The organism is Pantoea sp. NGS-ED-1003 (genome assembly GCF_000738765.1).
Lineage (GTDB): Bacteria > Pseudomonadota > Gammaproteobacteria > Enterobacterales > Enterobacteriaceae > Pantoea > Pantoea septica.
In genome coordinates this window covers 235,651-253,084 of the sequence record NZ_JPQA01000003.1, presented here as the reverse complement: position 1 = coordinate 253,084, position 17,434 = coordinate 235,651, and the positions used below count along the sequence as shown (strand labels likewise).

At 60.4% G+C, this 17,434-nt stretch carries 14 protein-coding genes; 8 read left to right on the top strand and 6 right to left on the bottom strand.

Annotation, left to right across the window (positions count from 1 at the left end; all coding sequences use genetic code 11):
* Positions 1-6 precede the first annotated feature (6 nt).
* Entirely contained in the window at positions 7-1,392 is a 1,386-nt protein-coding gene (locus JS46_RS07420; protein WP_033749358.1) for a PLP-dependent aminotransferase family protein, read from the bottom strand.
* Positions 1,393-1,487: 95 nt separating this feature from the next.
* Here JS46_RS07420 and JS46_RS07415 point away from each other — a divergent pair, with 95 nt between their 5' ends.
* The 4 genes from JS46_RS07415 (at position 1,488) to JS46_RS07400 (ending at position 4,019) form a co-directional block, all read left to right on the top strand.
* Positions 1,488-2,093, top strand: coding sequence for an FMN-dependent NADH-azoreductase (locus tag JS46_RS07415; RefSeq protein ID WP_033749357.1), 606 nt, complete (start codon positions 1,488-1,490; stop codon positions 2,091-2,093).
* A 14-nt stretch (positions 2,094-2,107) separates the two neighbouring features.
* On the top strand, positions 2,108-2,587 hold the full coding sequence (locus tag JS46_RS07410; protein ID WP_033749356.1) for a carboxymuconolactone decarboxylase family protein: 480 nt from the start codon (positions 2,108-2,110) through the stop codon (positions 2,585-2,587).
* Between the two features lie 95 nt (positions 2,588-2,682).
* A complete protein-coding gene (locus JS46_RS07405) occupies positions 2,683-3,318 on the top strand; it encodes a hypothetical protein (protein WP_033749355.1) in 636 nt (211 codons plus the stop codon).
* 23 nt (positions 3,319-3,341) lie between these two features.
* Positions 3,342-4,019, top strand: coding sequence for a MarC family NAAT transporter (locus JS46_RS07400; protein WP_033749354.1), 678 nt, complete (start codon positions 3,342-3,344; stop codon positions 4,017-4,019).
* Between the two features lie 195 nt (positions 4,020-4,214).
* Here the strand turns inward: JS46_RS07400 and JS46_RS07395 are convergent, their stop codons facing one another.
* From JS46_RS07395 to JS46_RS07385, 3 genes are read right to left on the bottom strand one after another with little or no spacing between them, the layout of a single operon-like run.
* Positions 4,215-5,471, bottom strand: a complete 1,257-nt coding sequence (locus tag JS46_RS07395) for a cytochrome c (protein WP_033749353.1) — start codon at positions 5,469-5,471, stop codon at positions 4,215-4,217.
* Positions 5,472-5,475: 4 nt separating this feature from the next.
* Positions 5,476-7,245, bottom strand: coding sequence for a GMC family oxidoreductase (locus JS46_RS07390; protein WP_033749352.1), 1,770 nt, complete (start codon positions 7,243-7,245; stop codon positions 5,476-5,478).
* A gap of 34 nt (positions 7,246-7,279) precedes the next feature.
* A complete protein-coding gene (locus tag JS46_RS07385) occupies positions 7,280-8,008 on the bottom strand; it encodes a gluconate 2-dehydrogenase subunit 3 family protein (protein ID WP_033749351.1) in 729 nt (242 codons plus the stop codon).
* A 582-nt stretch (positions 8,009-8,590) separates the two neighbouring features.
* Here JS46_RS07385 and JS46_RS07380 point away from each other — a divergent pair.
* The 3 genes from JS46_RS07380 to JS46_RS07370 all read left to right on the top strand — a co-directional run bounded on the left by JS46_RS07380 (position 8,591) and on the right by JS46_RS07370 (position 13,127).
* The gene (locus tag JS46_RS07380) at positions 8,591-10,162 is read left to right on the top strand and encodes an ABC transporter substrate-binding protein (protein ID WP_033749350.1); all 1,572 of its coding nucleotides are present in this window, start codon (positions 8,591-8,593) and stop codon (positions 10,160-10,162) included.
* Between the two features lie 140 nt (positions 10,163-10,302).
* Complete coding sequence (locus tag JS46_RS07375) at positions 10,303-11,805, top strand: helicase HerA-like C-terminal domain-containing protein (RefSeq protein ID WP_033749349.1); 1,503 nt, start codon at positions 10,303-10,305, stop codon at positions 11,803-11,805.
* Positions 11,806-11,846: 41 nt separating this feature from the next.
* On the top strand, positions 11,847-13,127 hold the full coding sequence (locus JS46_RS07370) for a DUF445 domain-containing protein (protein ID WP_033749641.1): 1,281 nt from the start codon (positions 11,847-11,849) through the stop codon (positions 13,125-13,127).
* A 323-nt stretch (positions 13,128-13,450) separates the two neighbouring features.
* On the opposite strand, the gene lptG is transcribed toward JS46_RS07370, so the two are convergent.
* Entirely contained in the window at positions 13,451-14,527 is a 1,077-nt protein-coding gene (gene lptG / locus JS46_RS07365; protein ID WP_033749348.1) for an LPS export ABC transporter permease LptG, read from the bottom strand.
* Entirely contained in the window at positions 14,527-15,627 is a 1,101-nt protein-coding gene (gene lptF, locus JS46_RS07360; protein ID WP_033749346.1) for an LPS export ABC transporter permease LptF, read from the bottom strand. The genes lptG and lptF overlap by 1 nt, the downstream gene beginning before the upstream one ends.
* A gap of 258 nt (positions 15,628-15,885) precedes the next feature.
* Between lptF and pepA the strand changes: the two genes are divergently transcribed.
* Positions 15,886-17,397, top strand: a complete 1,512-nt coding sequence (gene pepA / locus JS46_RS07355) for a leucyl aminopeptidase (RefSeq protein ID WP_033749345.1) — start codon at positions 15,886-15,888, stop codon at positions 17,395-17,397.
* Positions 17,398-17,434 lie beyond the last annotated feature (37 nt).

Below are 17,434 nucleotides of genomic sequence, written 5' to 3'. Positions count from 1 at the left end.
ACGCCCCTAACGCGCCATCGCCCTTCTCGTCTCTTCCTCCACGCCCTGCAGCAGCGCCAGCGCCTGCTCACAGGATCGAATATTGGTATAGCCAATCACCAGCCCGTAGCGTTTCTGCGTCTGCATATACCAGCCAGAGAGCGGCAGCACGCGCAGCTGATGACGCTGCCACACCTCCGCCAGCGCCACATCCTGAATGCCGCGCCGCAAAAAGGCGACGATATGCATGCCGCCGTCGGTAAGCTGATACTCAAACAGATCCGGGAAGCACGCCTGCAACGCGTCGAGCATCATGCGGCGTCGCTGCTGATAGAGAATGCGCATCTTTTTGATATGGCGATAGAAGTGCCCTTCGCTGAGGAACTGCGCGAGGATCTTCTGCGGCAGCAGCGGCAGGCCGTTCTCCAGAATCTCGCCCAGCTCGCGGAAGCGCGCCAGCGTCGCTTTGGGCATCACCAGATAGCCGATGCGCATCGCGGGCATAATGGTTTTACTGAAGGTGCCGGTGTAGATCACCCGATCGTGCGTATCGAGGCTTTTTAACGCCGGGATCACCTTGCGCGTGTAGTGAAACTCCCCGTCATAGTCATCCTCGATAATCCAGCTCTCGTTCTCCTGCGCCCACGCCAGCAGCTGATGCTTGCGCGGCAGCGACAGCGTTACCGCCAGCGGGCTCTGATGGGTCGGCGTCACCACCGCAAAGCGCGCGTCGGCGTGATAGCGCAGCAGATGATCGACGTCGATCCCGTCGCGATCGACCGGCACGTAGTGCAGGTTAGGCGCGATCCGCTTCAGCAGCTTCTGCCCGAAGAAGTAGCCGGGATCCTCAAACAGCACCTTGTCGCCCGCCTGCGCCAGCACCGCCAGAATCAGCCGCAGGTTGGCGCGATAGCCGCTGGTGATAAAGATCTGCTCTGGCTGGCAGTCGAGCCCGCGCGAGATGTTGAGGTAGCTGGCGATCGCCTCGCGCAGCGGCGTATAGCCCATCACCGGCGGGATCAGCATCTCATCCGGCCGCAGGCTGCGCGCCGCTTTGCCGGAAATCAGCAGCCACTTCTTCAGTGGAAAGGCGTCCAGCGACGGAATGCCGAGCCGCATCTCGCCCTTGCTCTCCCGCTGCTCAATGCGCAGCGGCAGGTCGCGCTCCTCTGGCTGCCACGCTGACTCCTCTTTCACGACAGGCGTAAGCGCGGGATTGACGCGCGTGCCCTTCGCGCCCTGACTAACGAAGTAGCCTTCGCCGATCAAAATCTCATAGGCGGTCTCTACCGTTTTGCGCGCCACGCGCAGCTCGCTGGCCAGCACGCGGATCGCCGGCACGCGGTCGCCCGGCTTCAGCACGCCCGCCTGGATCTGCTGACGATAGCGCGCGTAAATCTCTCTGTATCCCACCGCTATGTCCTACCTGTTTTTACGTTTTATGGCCCTTTTGACTCTGACATAGAAGCTTATCATCTCTCCATTGTTTAGCCGCCAAAGAGTCACCTATGAAGCTACTGCATATCAACGTCAGCCCCGATATCAGCGGATCCGCGTCGCGCGCCGCCTCGGCGCATCTGGTCGAGCGGCTGCGCGCCCGCCATCCGCAGCTGGAAGAGACGGTGCTGGATCTGGCGCAGCATCCGCTGCCGCATCTGGACGCCTTTACCATCGACGCCTTTTTTACGCCGCCGGAGGCGCGCACCCGCGCCCAGCACAGCGCTATCGAAATTTCAGAGAGGCTGGTGGATCAGCTGTTCGCCTGCGACACGCTGGTGATCGCCTCGCCGATGTGGAACCTCGGCCTGCCTTCGGTGCTGAAAGCCTGGTTCGATCACATTACCCGCGCCGGCCGCACCTTCGCCTTTACCGCCGACGGCAGCAAAGTCGGATTGGTTAAAGGCAAGAAGGTCTACGCCGTGGTCGCCAGCGGCAGCGTCTTCGCTCACGGGCCATTTACGCAGGATGACCAGTTCACGCCCTACGTGCGCGTCGCGCTCGCCTACATCGGCATTGAGGAGGTGGAATTTATCCGCGTCGACGGCACGCACGATCCCGTCAGCCGCGCCACCGCATTGCCCCATGCGTTAAACACTATCAACTCACTGTTCTGAAAAAGGAAAGCATCATGACATCACGCGTTAACCACTTTAAAACCGTTCCGGCGCTGGCTAAATCCCTCGGCGACGTCTCCATGGCGCTACGCAAAACCTCGCTGGACGCTACGCTGAAGCATCTGGTGGATATCCGCGCCTCGCAGCTCAATCACTGCGCGTTCTGCCTCGATATGCACGTGAAGGAGGCGAAGCTGCACGGCGAGCGCGAGCTGCGCCTGCATCACGTCGCCATCTGGCGCGAGTCGCCGCTGTTCAACGCGCGGGAGAAAGCGGCGCTGGCGCTGACCGAAGCCCTGACGCGCATCGGCGAACAGGGCGTCAGCGAGGCGCTCTACGGCGAGCTGCGCGAGCACTTCTCCGAGGTGGAGATCAGCGAGCTGGCCTTTACCATCGCGGTGATCAACAGCTGGAACCGCCTGCAGATCCTGTCGCAGATGGCGCCGGGCGCGCTCGACAGCGCGTACGGGCTGGACCGCGCTGAATTACATTAATTTTTAACGCCAGCAGCGCAGGCTGCTGGTCGCCCCATGTTTTTCTGCGCGCCCTGAGGCTATAGTGAGGTTTTGCACTACAAAGGACAGCACGCATGAAAGGCATCAACATTGCGATTTACTTCGATCCCGATCTCATTTTCGCGACCGTGCATCAGCCGGACGGCAGCTATCTGAGCAAAAACTTTCAGTACGACGATGCGGTGATTGAAGAGATCTACCAGTGGCTGGAACAGTTCACGCCGAATCGCACCCATATTTGCCTGCTTGAGCACGATACCGCCGATATCCTCGCCGACGAGCTGGTGGATAACGGCTATCACGTTCATCGCGTCAGCACCCATCTGATGCTGGAGTGGTTCACCTCCTCGCCGCCCGCCACGCCAGACGGCTCGCCGGTGCGCGCGCTGCTGCGCTATCTGGAAGAGGAGAAGCCGGAACAGTATGTGTCGCGCACGCCGCAGATCGAGGCGCTGCTCGATATGTTCGACGATCTCGACGCGCTGGAAGAGGTGGAGGAAGAGGACGACGAAGACAGCCTGCCGGATGACGTGCTGCGCCTGGTGAAGCAGAAGAAGATCACCGCGCTCGCCGCCGCGCAGAGCCTGATCCCGGAGCTGAGCGAACGTATCCGCGAGCACCTGATGCGCTATCCAGAGCTGATGACGCCCGAGCTGCTGGAAGATTTCTTCCCGGAGCTGCTGGAAGCGATGGAACGGCCTAAACACTAATCCCGCGACAGAAGAGGACGCATATGCAGGCGTTATTAGAAGCGGTGGGATTAGGGCTGATTGTGCTGCTGCCGCTCGCTAACCCGCTCACCACCGTGGCGCTGTTCCTGGGGCTGGCGGGCGAGATGAACTTCAGCGAGCGCAACCGCCAGGCGCTTCAGGCTTCTATCTACGTTTTCGCCATTATGATGGTGGCCTGGTACGCGGGCAACGCGGTGCTTAATACCTTCGGCATCTCGATTCCCGGCCTGCGCATCGCGGGCGGGCTGATCGTCGCCTTTATCGGCTTTCGCATGCTGTTTCCCGCGCAGCCGGTCGGTCACTCGGTAGAGGCGCAGCACAAGCAGGATGAGCTGGAGAACAGCGACACGCGTCAGGAGCCGGTCAATATCGCCTTTGTGCCGCTGGCGATGCCGAGCACTGCCGGTCCCGGCACCATTGCGATGATTATCAGCTCTGCCTCGACGGTGAAAAGCGGCGTCGATTTTCCCGCGTGGGTAATTGCCGCAGCGCCCCCGCTCACCTTTCTGCTGGTGGCGGTAATCCTGTGGGTCGCGCTGCGCAGTTCCGGCAGCATTATGAAGCTGGTGGGGAAAGGCGGCATCGAGGCGATCTCGCGCCTGATGGGATTTTTGCTGGTCTGTATGGGCGTGCAGTTTGTGATTAACGGCGTGCTGGAAGTGGGACATAACTTCCATTAAAAAAGGGCGCCGAGGCGCCCTTAATATTTTCAGGTAAGGTGCTGACGCGGGTGAGAAGGCCCGATCGCAAAGACGCAAAAAGCGGCATCCCTGCCAGCTCGGCCCGCGACATCCCTGTCGCGGGACGCTTTGCTCTTCGGTCCTTCTCACCCGCTTGCAGACTTCTCAGCCGCCTGAAAGAAGACGCAGTGCCCTTTAGTCGTGCTTCAGCGACTTCCGTACATCCGCAACCTGATCCTTGCTCACCGCCGGCGCGTTGTTGCTCCAGCCCTGACGGATAAAGGTCGCGAGCTGCGCCACTTCGTCGTCGCTCAGACGCTTGCCGAAGCCCGGCATCGCCAGCGTCGACGGCGCCTTCTCGGTAGACGGCTGCTGCGCGCCTTCCAGGATAGTGTGGATCAGTCCGGTCGGATCTTTAGCGTTAACGATGGTTGCCTGATCCAGCTCCGGGAAGATCCCCGGCGCGCCTTTACCGGTGACAAAGTGGCAGGCGCCGCAGTTGTCGAGGTAGAGACGCTCGCCTTCGCTCAGGTTCTTCGCCGCCGTCAGCTTCGCTTCGGTCTGCTGCTGCGCCTGCACGTTGTAGGCCTGCAGCGGCGGATTGCCGCCAAGAAACTTCAGATAGGCCGCGACCGCTTTGAGATCGGCGTCGGTCATGTGCGAGCTGCTGTGCTCAATCACCGACTTCATCTCGCCGCCCACCGCTGCTTTGTCGTTACGGCCGGTCTGCAGGTAATCGACGATCTCCTGCTCGCTCCAGCGCGGCAGACCGCGCAGCGACGGCACGTCCCAGTTGTTCAGGCTACCGCCCGCCAGGAACTTCTCATCGCTGCTGTCCAGCGCCTTCTCGTTCATGCCGAGGCCGCGCGGCGTGTGGCAGCTGCCGCAGTGGCCGAGGCTCTCGACGATATAGGCGCCGCGGTTGATCTCTTCAGAGGCGCCGCCGATCGGCTGGAACGGCTTGTCGCTGGTAAAGGCCCAGTTCCAGAAACGCATGCCCCAGCGCTGGCTGAACGGAAAGCTCAGGCTGGTCTCTGGCGGCTGCTCGGCGCTCGGCTGCACGCCCTTCATAAAGTAGACATACAGCGCATGCATATCTTCATCGCTGATTTTGGCGTAGTCCGGGTACGGCATCGCCGGATAGAGGCGCGAGCCGTCCGGCAGCACGCCTTTGCGCACCGCGTCGGAGAATTGCTGCTCGCTGTAGTTGCCAATACCGTGCGCTTTGTCCGGCGTGATGTTAGTCGAATAGATGGTGCCGAGGTTCGACTCAATCGCCAGCCCGCCCGCATAGTCCGGCTTGCCGGAGAGCGAGTGGCAGGCCATACAGTCGCCGAGACGCGACAGGTATTCGCCCTTCTTGATCAGCTGGGCCTCATCTTCCGCATGCGCCTGACTCGCCATGCATCCCAGCAGCACGGCGTTGGCGAGTAACAATGATTTCAGTTTCATATGCTTATGCCTGTACCAGTGGACCGGGGTTCTTCAGATACTGTTCCTTGATCGCCTGCGCCGCCATCAGGGTAATCGCGCCGATGGTATCGGTCGGGTTCGCCTGGAAGTTCTGCGGGAAAGCGTTGCCGCCCGGTACAAACACGTTATGCACGTCCCAGCTCTGCAGATACTTGTTCAGCGCAGAGGTTTTCGGGTTGTCGCCCATCACCGCGCCGCCCACGTTGTGGGTGGAGACGTACTTGGTCAGGTCGAAGTTGGCGTCCATCGGCAGGAAGCTCATGCTCATGCTGTCCGGGTTCAGCTCTTTGCTGATATTGCCGACAATGCCTTTCAGATACTGCTGCAGCTTCAGCTCGTTCTGTTTCCAGTTAAAGGTCATGCGCAGCAGCGGCTGGCCGCGGTGGTCGGTGTAGTTCGGATCGAGATCCAGATAGACGTCGCGGTACGACTGACAGGTCGTGGTAATGCTGATCTTCATAGAGTGGCCGTACCACTCTTCCAGACCCTCTTTGTAGCCCATACCCCAGTTCGGCGTGCCTTTCGGCAGCGAGGTGGCGATCGGCGTGCCGGTGGCCTGCGAGCTGTGGATCTTCGCGCCGCCGAGGAAGCCGAGGCCCGGACCGTCGAAGTTGCCTGGCGAGATGTCGTTGAACATCTGGCCGGTGGCGCCTGCGGTGGCGTACGGGTTGAAGTTTTTATCCTTGAAGAACAGGGTCGCGCCGCCGTTCGACAGGAAGGCGTAGTTACGTCCTACCACGCCCTCTTCGGTGATCGGGTTATACGGCTTGCCGATGCCGGAGAGCAGCATCAGACGCACGTTGTAGAGCTGGAAGCTGGAGAGCACGACAATCTTCGCCGGCTGGAACACTTCGTTGCCGTCGACGTCGTAGTAGATCACGCCTTTGGCGGTCTTCTTGTCGTCATGCAGCACCACCTTCACCACTTCCGCGTGCACTTCATAGGAGAAGTTCGGCATGCGCTTCAGCGCATCCATCACCGCGGTCTGCGGCGACGCTTTGGAGTAGTTCAGGCACGGGTACTTCGAGCAGTAGCCGCAGTAGTTGCAGGGTGCGATCTGGTTGCCGTACGGGTTTTTCCACGCGCGGGACACGCACGCCGACGGGTTCGGGAACGGATGGTAGCCCAGCTTCGTCGCCGCTTCTTTAAACATCACGTTGTTCAGCGTGTCTTCCAGCGCCGGCAGCGGGTAAGGCTCGGAGCGCGGACCTTCGAACGGGTCGCCGCCTTCCAGAATCTGACCGCGCAGGTTGCCGGTGGTGCCCGACTGGCCGCAGATCAGCTCGAACTTGTAGTAGTAAGGCTCGATCTCTTCCCAGCTGAACGGGAAGTCCATCACGCGCATATCTTCCTGCAGGATGCCCGGCTTGTAGGCCTCGTCCACGTAGGTTTTCAGCTTGATGTCGGTCGGCGTCGGACGGATCAGTACCGCCGTCCAGTGCATGCCTGCGCCGCCCACGCCGGTGCCTGGCGCGAACGCGCCCCATTTACGGGTCGGCAGCGCGGTCTGGGTGGTGTCGTAGCGCACGGTGACCGCCACTTCTTTCGGCGTGGCGAACACTTTGTTGCGCACGTTATAGGCGTATTCGTCAGCCGGTTTCGGGTAGGCGAAATCGGGGTAGTCGCGCTCGCCGCCGCGCTCTAAGGCGCGCACTTCAAGGCCCGCCAGCGCCAGTTCGATGCTCATCAGCGAGCCGGCCCAGCCGAGGCCGCAAACGACGACGTCGACTTCTTTTTTAGTAATCTGTGCCATGATAATCCTGTCTCAAATACCTGATTCAACGCCGTTAAGCGCGTTCACCCAAAAGGCTGACCGGTCCCAGCGGATAAGGCACGTTGTGCTGCTTCACCCATTCGGTGAAGCTGGCGCGCGCGCCCGGGAAGCCGATGGCGATCCAGGCTTTCATGCCTTTGTTGCCGCCGTACATCGGATCCGCGAGATAGCCGTGCTTGGTATCAGAGAGCAGCTGGCTGAAGAACTGCGACGCTTTCAGATTGCCTTCGCCCAGCGCGGCGAAGTCGATGCCGTTCTTGTTGAGTTTGGTCAACACGTCATCTTTCTCTTCCAGCGTGAGCTGCTGGAACGGCTTGCTGTAGGTGGTCTGCACCCACTGCGTCACCAGCTTGATCGCGGTGTGGTACATCTGCTGCGGCGTAAACGGAATCTGGTAGCCGAAGGTGGGATCGGCGTGGACGTTGAACGGGCCCTGCATGTAGATCTCATCGCCGAACTCGCTGGTCTGCAACTGCTGGTCGATAAAGATCGGCACGTTGGTTTCCAGCGCGCCTGGCGCTTTGCCTTTGCCGCCTGCCGGGATCAGGCGATCGGTCGCGGCCAGAATAAACTGCCACTCGTCCGCGCTAAAAAAGCCCGGTTTATAGTCGGCCAGTTCCGGCGCGGCCATTTCTGCCGCCTGCGCTGCGGTCAGCCCTTTTAAAACCAGGTCACCTAGCGGCAACGCCAGTAGAGACCCGAGCAAAAACTTTCGTCTGGTGGTGGGTTTTTCAAGAAGCATAGCGGCACGACTCTCACTTGCTGTAAAAGTAATATATTTGTTAAACACAAATCTTATCGGTCATTTCCGCGGCAATATTAGGGATATAGATATGTCTAAATGTAACAATAAAAGTAAAAATGTATTTTAGTGAAAATTTATAATTGTGTTATTGGATGGTTACAGGCGGGTAACAGGCTGTGAAAGCGGGAATTTTGTTTAAAATCGCACAATTGATGATTTATTAACCAGAAAATTTGTGCGCAGGACCATTTTTATTTGCGGTGGGTGACTGTTGCCGAAAATAATCAATCAAAAAAAATCATACTTCCATACAAGAGAACTATTCTCATCGGCAACAATATATTCACTTATTTACAGCAGCAATGACATATTGCGGAAAATGTGATCGCTCTTTTATCAAACAGCTATTTTTGGGCGGGCGCTAAATAAATGGATTTCCCTCATCCCCGCCGCGCTAAAACAGTGAAAAGCGCGAAAATAGCAGACGATCTTTTTATGCAAAGCTCATAACAAAGAGGCATTTTGACTCTGGCGCGCCGCGGATATAGTCGGTTTATCAACGACTCAGGATAAACTTCTATGCGACGCATTTTGCTTGTGATATTAAGCGCGCTGGCCTTAGCGCCGATGGCGCACGCCGGGACGCCGAAAGATACGCTGGTTATCGCCGTGCCGCTCGACGGCATTATCAGTTTCGATCCGGCAGAGAGCTTTGAAACGGTCAGCAACAGCAGCCTGCGTAATGTTTACCAGACGCTGGCAGAGCCGAATAAAGACGATCCGCAGAAGCTGTCGCCGCTGCTGGCGCGCAGCTGGCAGCAGGGCGAAACGCCCCACAGCCTGATCTTCAACCTCAATCCCGATGCGCGCTTCGTCAGCGGCAATCCGGTGACCGCGCAGGATGTCATCTTCTCGCTGACGCGCGCGGTGAAGCTCAACAAAGCGCCCTCCTTTATTCTCGGCGAGTTCGGCTGGACGCCTGACAATATCGACAGCCAGTTCACGGCGCTCAATGACCACCAGCTGGAGATCCGCTGGCCGGCGCAAATCGGCCAGGATCTGGCGCTGCGCCTGCTCACCGCGCCGGTTAGCTCAGTAGTCGACAGCAAAACCGCGCTGCAGCACGCCAGCAACAACGACACCGGCAACGGCTGGCTGAAGACGCATTCCGCGGGCAGCGGCGCGTTTTCCATCAAACAGTTTGTGCCGCTGCAGGCGCTGGTGCTGGAAGCCAATCCGCACGCCGCGCCGCAGCCGCGCCTGAAGCGCGTGCTGCTGAAGGGCGTCGCCGATCCCGGCACCCGTCGCCTGCTGATCCAGCAGGGCGACGTCGATGTCGCCTACCAGCTCGGCCCCGATCAGATCGCCGCGCTGAAGAGCGATACCAACGTGCGTATCGACGCTTTCCCGTCGAGCCTGGTCTACTACCTCGGCTTCAACACCAAAAACGCGCAGCAGCCGGCGCTCGGCAACCCGGCGCTGTGGCAGGCGGCGCGCTGGCTGGTGGATTACGACGGTCTCGCCAACCAGCTGCTGAAAGGTCAGTACCGCATTCATCAGAGCTTCCTGCCGGACGGCTTTGACGGCGCGCTCAATACCACGCCGTTCCACTACGACGTCAGCAAGGCAAAGGCGATCCTGAAGGATGGCGGCATCGCGCCGGGCACCCATATCGCCCTGACGGTGGTGAACCAGCCGCCCTATATCGACGTGGCGCAGGCGCTGCAGGCGAGCTTCGCAAAGGCGGACGTCAGTCTGGATATTCAGCCGGTGGCCGAGTCGGAGCTGTGGAGCAAAATGCGCGCCCGCGATTTCCAGTCCATCTTCGTTTACTGGGGCGCGGACTATATCGATCCGAACACCAACGCCAGCGCCTTCGCCTATAACGTGCCGGGCGGCTCGAAAACCCTGGCGTGGCGCGTCGGCTGGGATATCCCTGCGCTGAGCGCCGAGACGCGCAAGGCGGCGGGCGAAAGCGATGCCGCGCAGCGTCGCGCCCTCTACACCCATTTGCAGACCGAGGTGCAGCAGAGTTCGCCCTTCGTCACTATTCTGCAGGGCGCGCAGCAGGTGGCGGTGCGCAAGAATCTTAGCAACGTTAAGCAGGGCATCGGCGTCAGCATGCTGCTGCTGGACGAGGTGCAAAAATAACGCTTGTGGCGCGCGGGCATCGTCCCGCGCGCCAGCCTCAACGGCGCTTATATCGCACAGCCGTTTCAGCGCAATACTCTCTCTTTCCCCCGCCGCGCTTGCTATCCTTCAGACAATGTCCTTTGTCAGAGAGTGAACCTATGACTGCCCCGCTGCTTATTGCCCAGACGCCCGATGTGCAACTCCACCTTCTGCCCGCCATGGCGAATCGCCACGGGCTGATCACCGGCGCGACCGGCACCGGCAAAACCGTGACGCTGCAGAAGCTGGCTGAATCTTTCTCCTCTGTCGGCGTGCCGGTATTTATGGCGGACGTGAAAGGCGACCTGACCGGCATCGCGGCGGAAGGTCAGCAGAGCGAGAAACTGCTGGCCCGGCTGGCGAAGATCGGCGTCACCGACTGGCAGCCGCAGCGCAGTCCGGTGATGCTGTGGGATATCTTCGGCCAACAGGGCCATCCGGTGCGCGCCACCGTCTCCGACCTCGGCCCGCTGCTGCTGGCGCGCCTGCTGAATCTCAACGAGATCCAGAGCGGCGTGCTGCAGATTATCTTTCGTGTCGCTGACGATCAGGGACTGTTGCTGCTCGACTTTAAAGATCTGCGCGCGATGACGCAGTACATCGGCGACAACGCCAAAAGCTTCCAGACGCAGTACGGCAATATTAACAGCGCGTCGGTGGGCGCCATCCAGCGCGGGCTGCTGGCGCTGGAGCAGCAGGGCGCGGAGCACTTCTTCGGCGAGCCGATGCTCGATATCCGCGACTGGATGCGCGTCGACGCCGACGGCAAAGGCTTTATCAATATTCTGGCGGCGGACAAGCTCTATCAACAGCCGAAGCTCTACGCCACCAGCCTGCTGTGGCTGCTGTCGGAGCTTTACGAGCATCTGCCGGAGGCGGGCGATCTGGAGAAGCCGAAGATGGTGTTCTTCTTCGACGAGGCGCATCTGCTGTTCAACGACGCGCCGCCGGTGCTGCTGGAGAAGGTCGAACAGGTAATGCGTCTGATCCGCTCGAAAGGCGTCGGCGTCTGGTTCGTCACCCAGAACCCCGCCGACGTGCCCGAGAGCGTGCTCGGCCAGCTCGGCAACCGCGTGCAGCACGCGCTGCGCGCCTTTACGCCGAAAGATCAGAAGACGGTGAAGAGCGCCGCCGACACCCTGCGCGCCAACCCGGCGTTCAATACCGTCGAGGCGATTCAGGCGCTGGGCACCGGCGAAGCGCTGATCTCTTTCCTTGATGAAAAAGGCAGCCCGTCGGTGGTGGAGCGCGCGATGGTGATCGCGCCCGGCTCGCGTATGGGGCCAGTTACCCTCGACGAGCGCAACGGTTTGATCAACCACTCGCCGCTGGCGGGCAAATATGACGAGGAGATCGACCGCGAGTCCGCCTATGAGAAGCTGCATCAGGGCGTGAAAGGCGCCAGCGAGCAGGCCGACGCGCCGCAGGCGAAGGGCAACAAGGTCGAGGTTGACGATGGCATTCTCGGCGGGCTGAAAGAGGTGCTGTTCGGCCATACCGGCCCGCGCGGCGGCAAGCATGACGGCATCGTGCAGAGCGTGGCGAAGAGCGCCACGCGGCAGATCGCCAACCAGATTATTCGCGGGGTGCTCGGCAGCCTGCTGGGCGGACGCCGTCGCTAAGGCGGTTTCCGCAGCGGTTTGGCCTCTGCTAAGCTGTGAGCATGGATAAATTACGCGAACTTAAACGGACAAAACGTCTGGCGCTCGGCCTGCTGCTGCTGGCCGCCGCCACCTTTATCACCACCCTTTTTCTGCCGCCTAACTTCTGGGTCAGCGGCGTGAAGGCGATCGCTGAAGCGGCGATGGTCGGCGCGCTGGCGGACTGGTTCGCCGTGGTGGCGCTGTTTCGCCGCGTGCCGGTGCCCTTTATCTCGCGCCATACGGCGATTATCCCGCGCAATAAAGATCGCATCGGCGACAACCTTGGCCGCTTCGTGCAGGAGAAGTTTCTTGATACCGACTCGCTGCTGGCGCTGATCCGCCGCCACGATCCGGCGCAGATGCTGGCGCAGTGGCTTAACGCGCCGGGCAATGCCGACCGCGTCGGGCGTCATCTTTTGCAGGTGATGCGCGGCTTCCTCGATCTCACCGACGACGCGCGCATTCAGGCCTTTATGCGCCGCGCGGTGCATCGCGCCATCGACAAGGTCGATCTGTCGCAGACCAGCGCGGTGCTGCTGGAGAGCCTGACCAAAAACAACCGCCATCAGGAGCTGCTCGACGCGGCGATCGATCAGCTGCTGCGCCTGATGCACAAGCCCGCCACGCGCGACTTTATCGCCATGCAGATTGTGCGCTGGCTGAAGCGCGAGCATCCGATTAAGGCCAAAATGCTGCCGACCGACTGGCTGGGCGAGCACAGCGCCGAGCTGGTCGCCAACGCGGTGGACTCGGTGCTGGACGACGTGGCGGCCGATCAGGGTCACGAGCTGCGCCTCGGCTTTAACCGCGCGGTGGATCGGCTGATTGAGAAGCTGAAGCACGATCCCGAGATGGCGGCGCGCGCAGAGGAGATAAAGCGCTGGATCAAAGAGGATGCGTCGCTGAACCGCTATATCGGCGAGCTGTGGAACGACCTGCGCACCTGGCTGAAAACCGATCTCAACAGCGACGACTCGCGCGTGCAGGAGAAGGTGCGCCAGGCGGCGCTGTGGCTGGGCGAGAACCTGGCGCGCGACGACGCGCTGCGCGCCTCGATGAACCGTCATCTGGAGGAGGCTGCGCGCAGCGTCGCGCCGGAGTTCGCCGCCTTCCTGACGCGTCATATCAGCGATACGGTGAAGAGCTGGGACGCGCGCGATATGTCGCAGCAGATTGAGCTGAATATCGGCAAGGATCTGCAGTTTATCCGCATCAACGGCACGCTGGTGGGCGGCACTATCGGGCTGATCCTCTATCTGCTGTCGCAGCTTCCGGCGCTGTTGCCGCTGCTGGCGCGTTAAAACCCCGCAACGCGACAGACTGAACCCGCTTTTTAAGGCGGGATCTTTTATTACGTTGATCGGTGTGGAGTACAGCTTAGGACGGTTACTGGTCGTCGAGGCGGTCTAATTCTTCTTCCGTCAGCCCGGTCGCCTGCAAGATGGTGTCGCGCGGCAGCTGCATTTTCATCTTTCCTGACTCTGAAAAAAACCTCCACAGAGCCTGGCATAGCTGAAAAAGCGAGTCATTAGCGATACCGGTAAAGGCTACCGGTTTTCAGCGAGTTATAAGAGTGAGGCCGCTATTTGCGGCCTCATTTTTGCTTCTGTGTTGTTGCCCGGGCTTAACGCCGCTTAACCAGCAGGAACAGGCTAATGGCGAAGAAGGCGGCGCTGGGCAGGATGGCCCCCATTATCGGCGGCAGGCCGTACACCAGGCTCAGCGGGCCGAAGATCTGGTCCAGCACGTAGAACAGAAAGCCGAAGCTGATGCCGGTCACCACGCGCACGCCCATCGACACGCTACGCAGCGGTCCGAAGATAAACGACAGCGCCATCAGCATCATCACCGCCACCGACAGCGGCTGGAAAATCTTGCTCCACATATTGAGCCGATAGCGTCCCGACTCCTGACCGCTCTGCTTCAGGTACTTGCTGTAGTTATAGAGGCCGCGAATCGACAGCGCGTCGGGATCGAGCGCCACCACGCCGAGCTTGTCCGGCGTCAGGTTGGTTTTCCATTCGCCGCTCAGGCTCTGGGAGCCGCTAATCTGCTTCGGATCGTTGAGATCCGACTCATCCACCTGCGCCAGATTCCAGCGCTTGTTCGCCTGGTCCCAGGTGGCGCTGGCGGCGTAGCGCACGCTCTTCAGACGACGGTCGTCACTGAAGTTATAGATGCTGACGCCGTCGAGCTGGTTATCGCCGCGCACGCGTTCGATATAGATAAAGTTATTGCCGTCCTTCGCCCACAGGCCGTTCTGCGTCGATACCAGCGCGCCGCCGTAGAGCTGAGTCGCGCGGTAGTTACGCGCCATCTGCTCGCCCGCCGGGGCGAGAAACTCGCCGATCGCCATGGTCAGCAGCACCAGCGGGATAGCGGTTTTCATCACCGACAGCGCCACCTGCATGCGGGTAAAGCCCGCTGCCTGCATTACCACCAGCTCGCTGCGCTGCGCCAGCGTGCCCAGTCCCAGCAGCGCGCCAAGCAGCGCCGCCATCGGGAAGAAGATCTCAATATCCTTCGGCACGCTGAGCAGCGTGTAGTAACCGGCGGCGAGCGCGGTATAGGCGCCCTGCCCGGTCTTACGCAGCTGATCGACGAACTTGATGATGCCGGAAAGCGACACCAGCATGAACAGCGTCAGCATGATGGTATTGAAAATGGTTTTACCGATATAACGGTCGAGAACGCGAAACATCAGACGGAACCTCCGCGGCTGAAGCGGGCGCGCACGCGGCGCATCGGCACCGTATCCCACAGGTTAAGGGCTACCGCCAGCAGCAGATAGCTGATATTCACCACCCACATCCAGATCGCCGGATCGAGCCGCCCTTTCGCCGCATTCGACTTCAGCGAGCTCTGCAGCAGGAAGAAGATCAGATAGAGCAGCATCGCGGGCAGCATCGACAGCACGCGTCCCTGACGCGGGTTGACCACGCTGAGCGGCACCACCATCAGCGCCATCACCAGCACCGAGAAGATCAGCGTAAAGCGCCAGTGCAGCTCGGAGCGGAACGCCGGCGTGTCGTTGCTGAGCAGCGTGGTGAGATCGGACTGCTCGGCGTCGTTCGGATCGAGCGTCGCCTCTTTATAGCCGACCCGCGCCTGGTAGTTGGTGAAGTCGGTAATACGGAAGTCGCGCAGCATCGCCGTGCCTTCGAAGCGGGTACCTTTATCCAGCGTCACCACCTGCGAGCCGTCTTTGTGCTGCTCCATATGGCCGCTGTCCGCCAGCACCACCGATGGCCGCGCGTTGCCCTTGGCGCGCAGCTGCGCCAGGAAGACGTTGCCGAACTGGTTGCCCTTGACGTTTTCGATAAACAGCACCGAACTGCCGTCGCTGGAGCTCTGGAACTGCCCGGCCGCCAGCGCCGCCGCGCCAGGGTTGGCTTTGGCGTTTTGCGTCACCTCGTCCTGATAGCGCGAGGACCAGGGACCCAGCCAGATAACGTTGACCGCCGCCACGACGGAGGTGAGCAGCATCAGCACCATCGCCGCCTTCACCAGCACGCTTTTGCCTAATCCGCAGGCGTGCATCACGGTGATTTCGCTGTCGGTATAGAGCTTGCCCAGCGTCATCAGGATCGCCAGAAACAGGCTTAACGGCAGAATAAGTTGTGCCATTTCAGGCACGCCAAGCCCTAACAGAGTCAGAACGAGATTTGTTGGGATTTCGCCGTCCACCGCAGCCCCTAAAATCCGCACTAACTTCTGACAAAAGAAGATAAGCAGCAGGATGAAAAGGATAGCCAGCTGGCTTTTGAGCGTTTCCCGAACCAGATATCTAATGATGATCACGCTTAGTACGCCTGTGATAACTTGTCTTTTTGCAGGAAAATCGCTAGTTTCAACGCTTATTAGCCATTTTTCTTCATCAATGGCCTGCGTCGCAGCTAAAATGGTATGACAAACGCGTCAGGGTGGTGAAAATTAACGCATTGCCACACTAAACGTAGTTCGAACGCTGATTACCAACAAAATTTTTTACCTCTGTGGTATCAAGCGGACCATTCTAGCGACAGCCGCGGCCGTTGTCTTTAAGATTCAGGAGAGTGCATGGAGTTCAGTGTAAAAAGCGGAAGCCCGGAAAAACAGCGCAGCGCCTGCATTGTTGTCGGTGTTTTCGAGCCGCGTCGTCTGTCGCCGATCGCCGAGCAGTTAGACAAAATCAGCGATGGCTACATCAGCGCCCTGCTGCGCCGCGGCGAGCTGGAAGGCAAAGTGGGCCAGACCCTGCTGCTGCATCATGTACCCAACATTCTTTCCGAGCGCATTCTGCTGATTGGCTGCGGCAAAGAGCGCGAGCTGGACGAGCGCCAGTATAAGCAGGTGATCCAGAAAACCATTAATACGCTGAACGACACCGGCTCGATGGAAGCGGTCTGCTTTCTGACCGAGCTGCATGTAAAAAGCCGCAATACCTACTGGAAAGTGCGTCAGGCGGTCGAAACCTCCAAAGAAGCGCTTTATAACTTCGACCAGCTGAAAAGCAACAAAACCGAGCCGCGCCGTCCGCTGCGTAAGCTGGTGTTCAACGTGCCGACGCGCCGCGAACTCACCAGCGGCGAGCGCGCTATCCAGCACGGTCTGGCGGTCGCCGCCGGCGTGAAGGCGGCGAAAGATCTCGGCAATATGCCGCCCAACATCTGCAACGCCGCCTATCTCGCCTCGCAGGCGCGCCAGCTGGCGGACGCCTACAGCAAAAACGTCACCACCCGCGTCATCGGCGAACAGCAGATGAAAGAGCTGGGCATGAACGCCTATCTCGCGGTCGGCGCCGGCTCGCAGAACGAGTCGCTGATGTCGGTCATCGAGTACAAAGGCAACCCGGACGCGGAAGCGCGCCCTATCGTGCTGGTGGGCAAAGGGCTCACCTTCGACTCCGGCGGCATCTCCATCAAGCCAGCGGAATCGATGGATGAGATGAAGTACGACATGTGCGGCGCGGCGTCGGTCTACGGCGTGATGCGCATGGTGGCCGAGCTGAACCTGCCGCTTAACGTGGTCGGCGTGCTGGCGGGTTGTGAAAACATGCCGGACGGCCGCGCCATGCGTCCGGGCGACGTGCTGACCACCATGTCTGGCCAGACGGTAGAAGTGCTGAATACCGATGCGGAAGGCCGCCTGGTGCTGTGCGACGCGCTGACCTACGTAGAGCGCTTCGATCCGGAAGTGGTGATCGACGTGGCGACCCTGACCGGCGCCTGCGTTATCGCGCTCGGCCACCACGTCAGCGGCCTGCTGTCGAACCACAATCCGCTGGCGCACGAGCTGATCGGCGCGTCAGAGCAGTCCGGCGACCGCGCCTGGCGCCTGCCGATGGCGGACGAATATCAGGAGCAGCTGGAATCGAACTTCGCCGATATGGCGAATATCGGCGGCCGTCCCGGCGGCGCGATCACCGCCGCCTGCTTCCTGGCGCGCTTTGCGCGTAAATATAACTGGGCGCACCTGGATATCGCCGGCACCGCCTGGCGCTCCGGCAAAGCCAAAGGCGCAACCGGTCGTCCGGTGCCGATGCTGTCGCAGTTCCTGCTGAACCGCGCCGGCCTGAACGGCGACGACTAAGTCCCGCTGCGCGCCGCTCTCAGGGGCGGCGCGCATT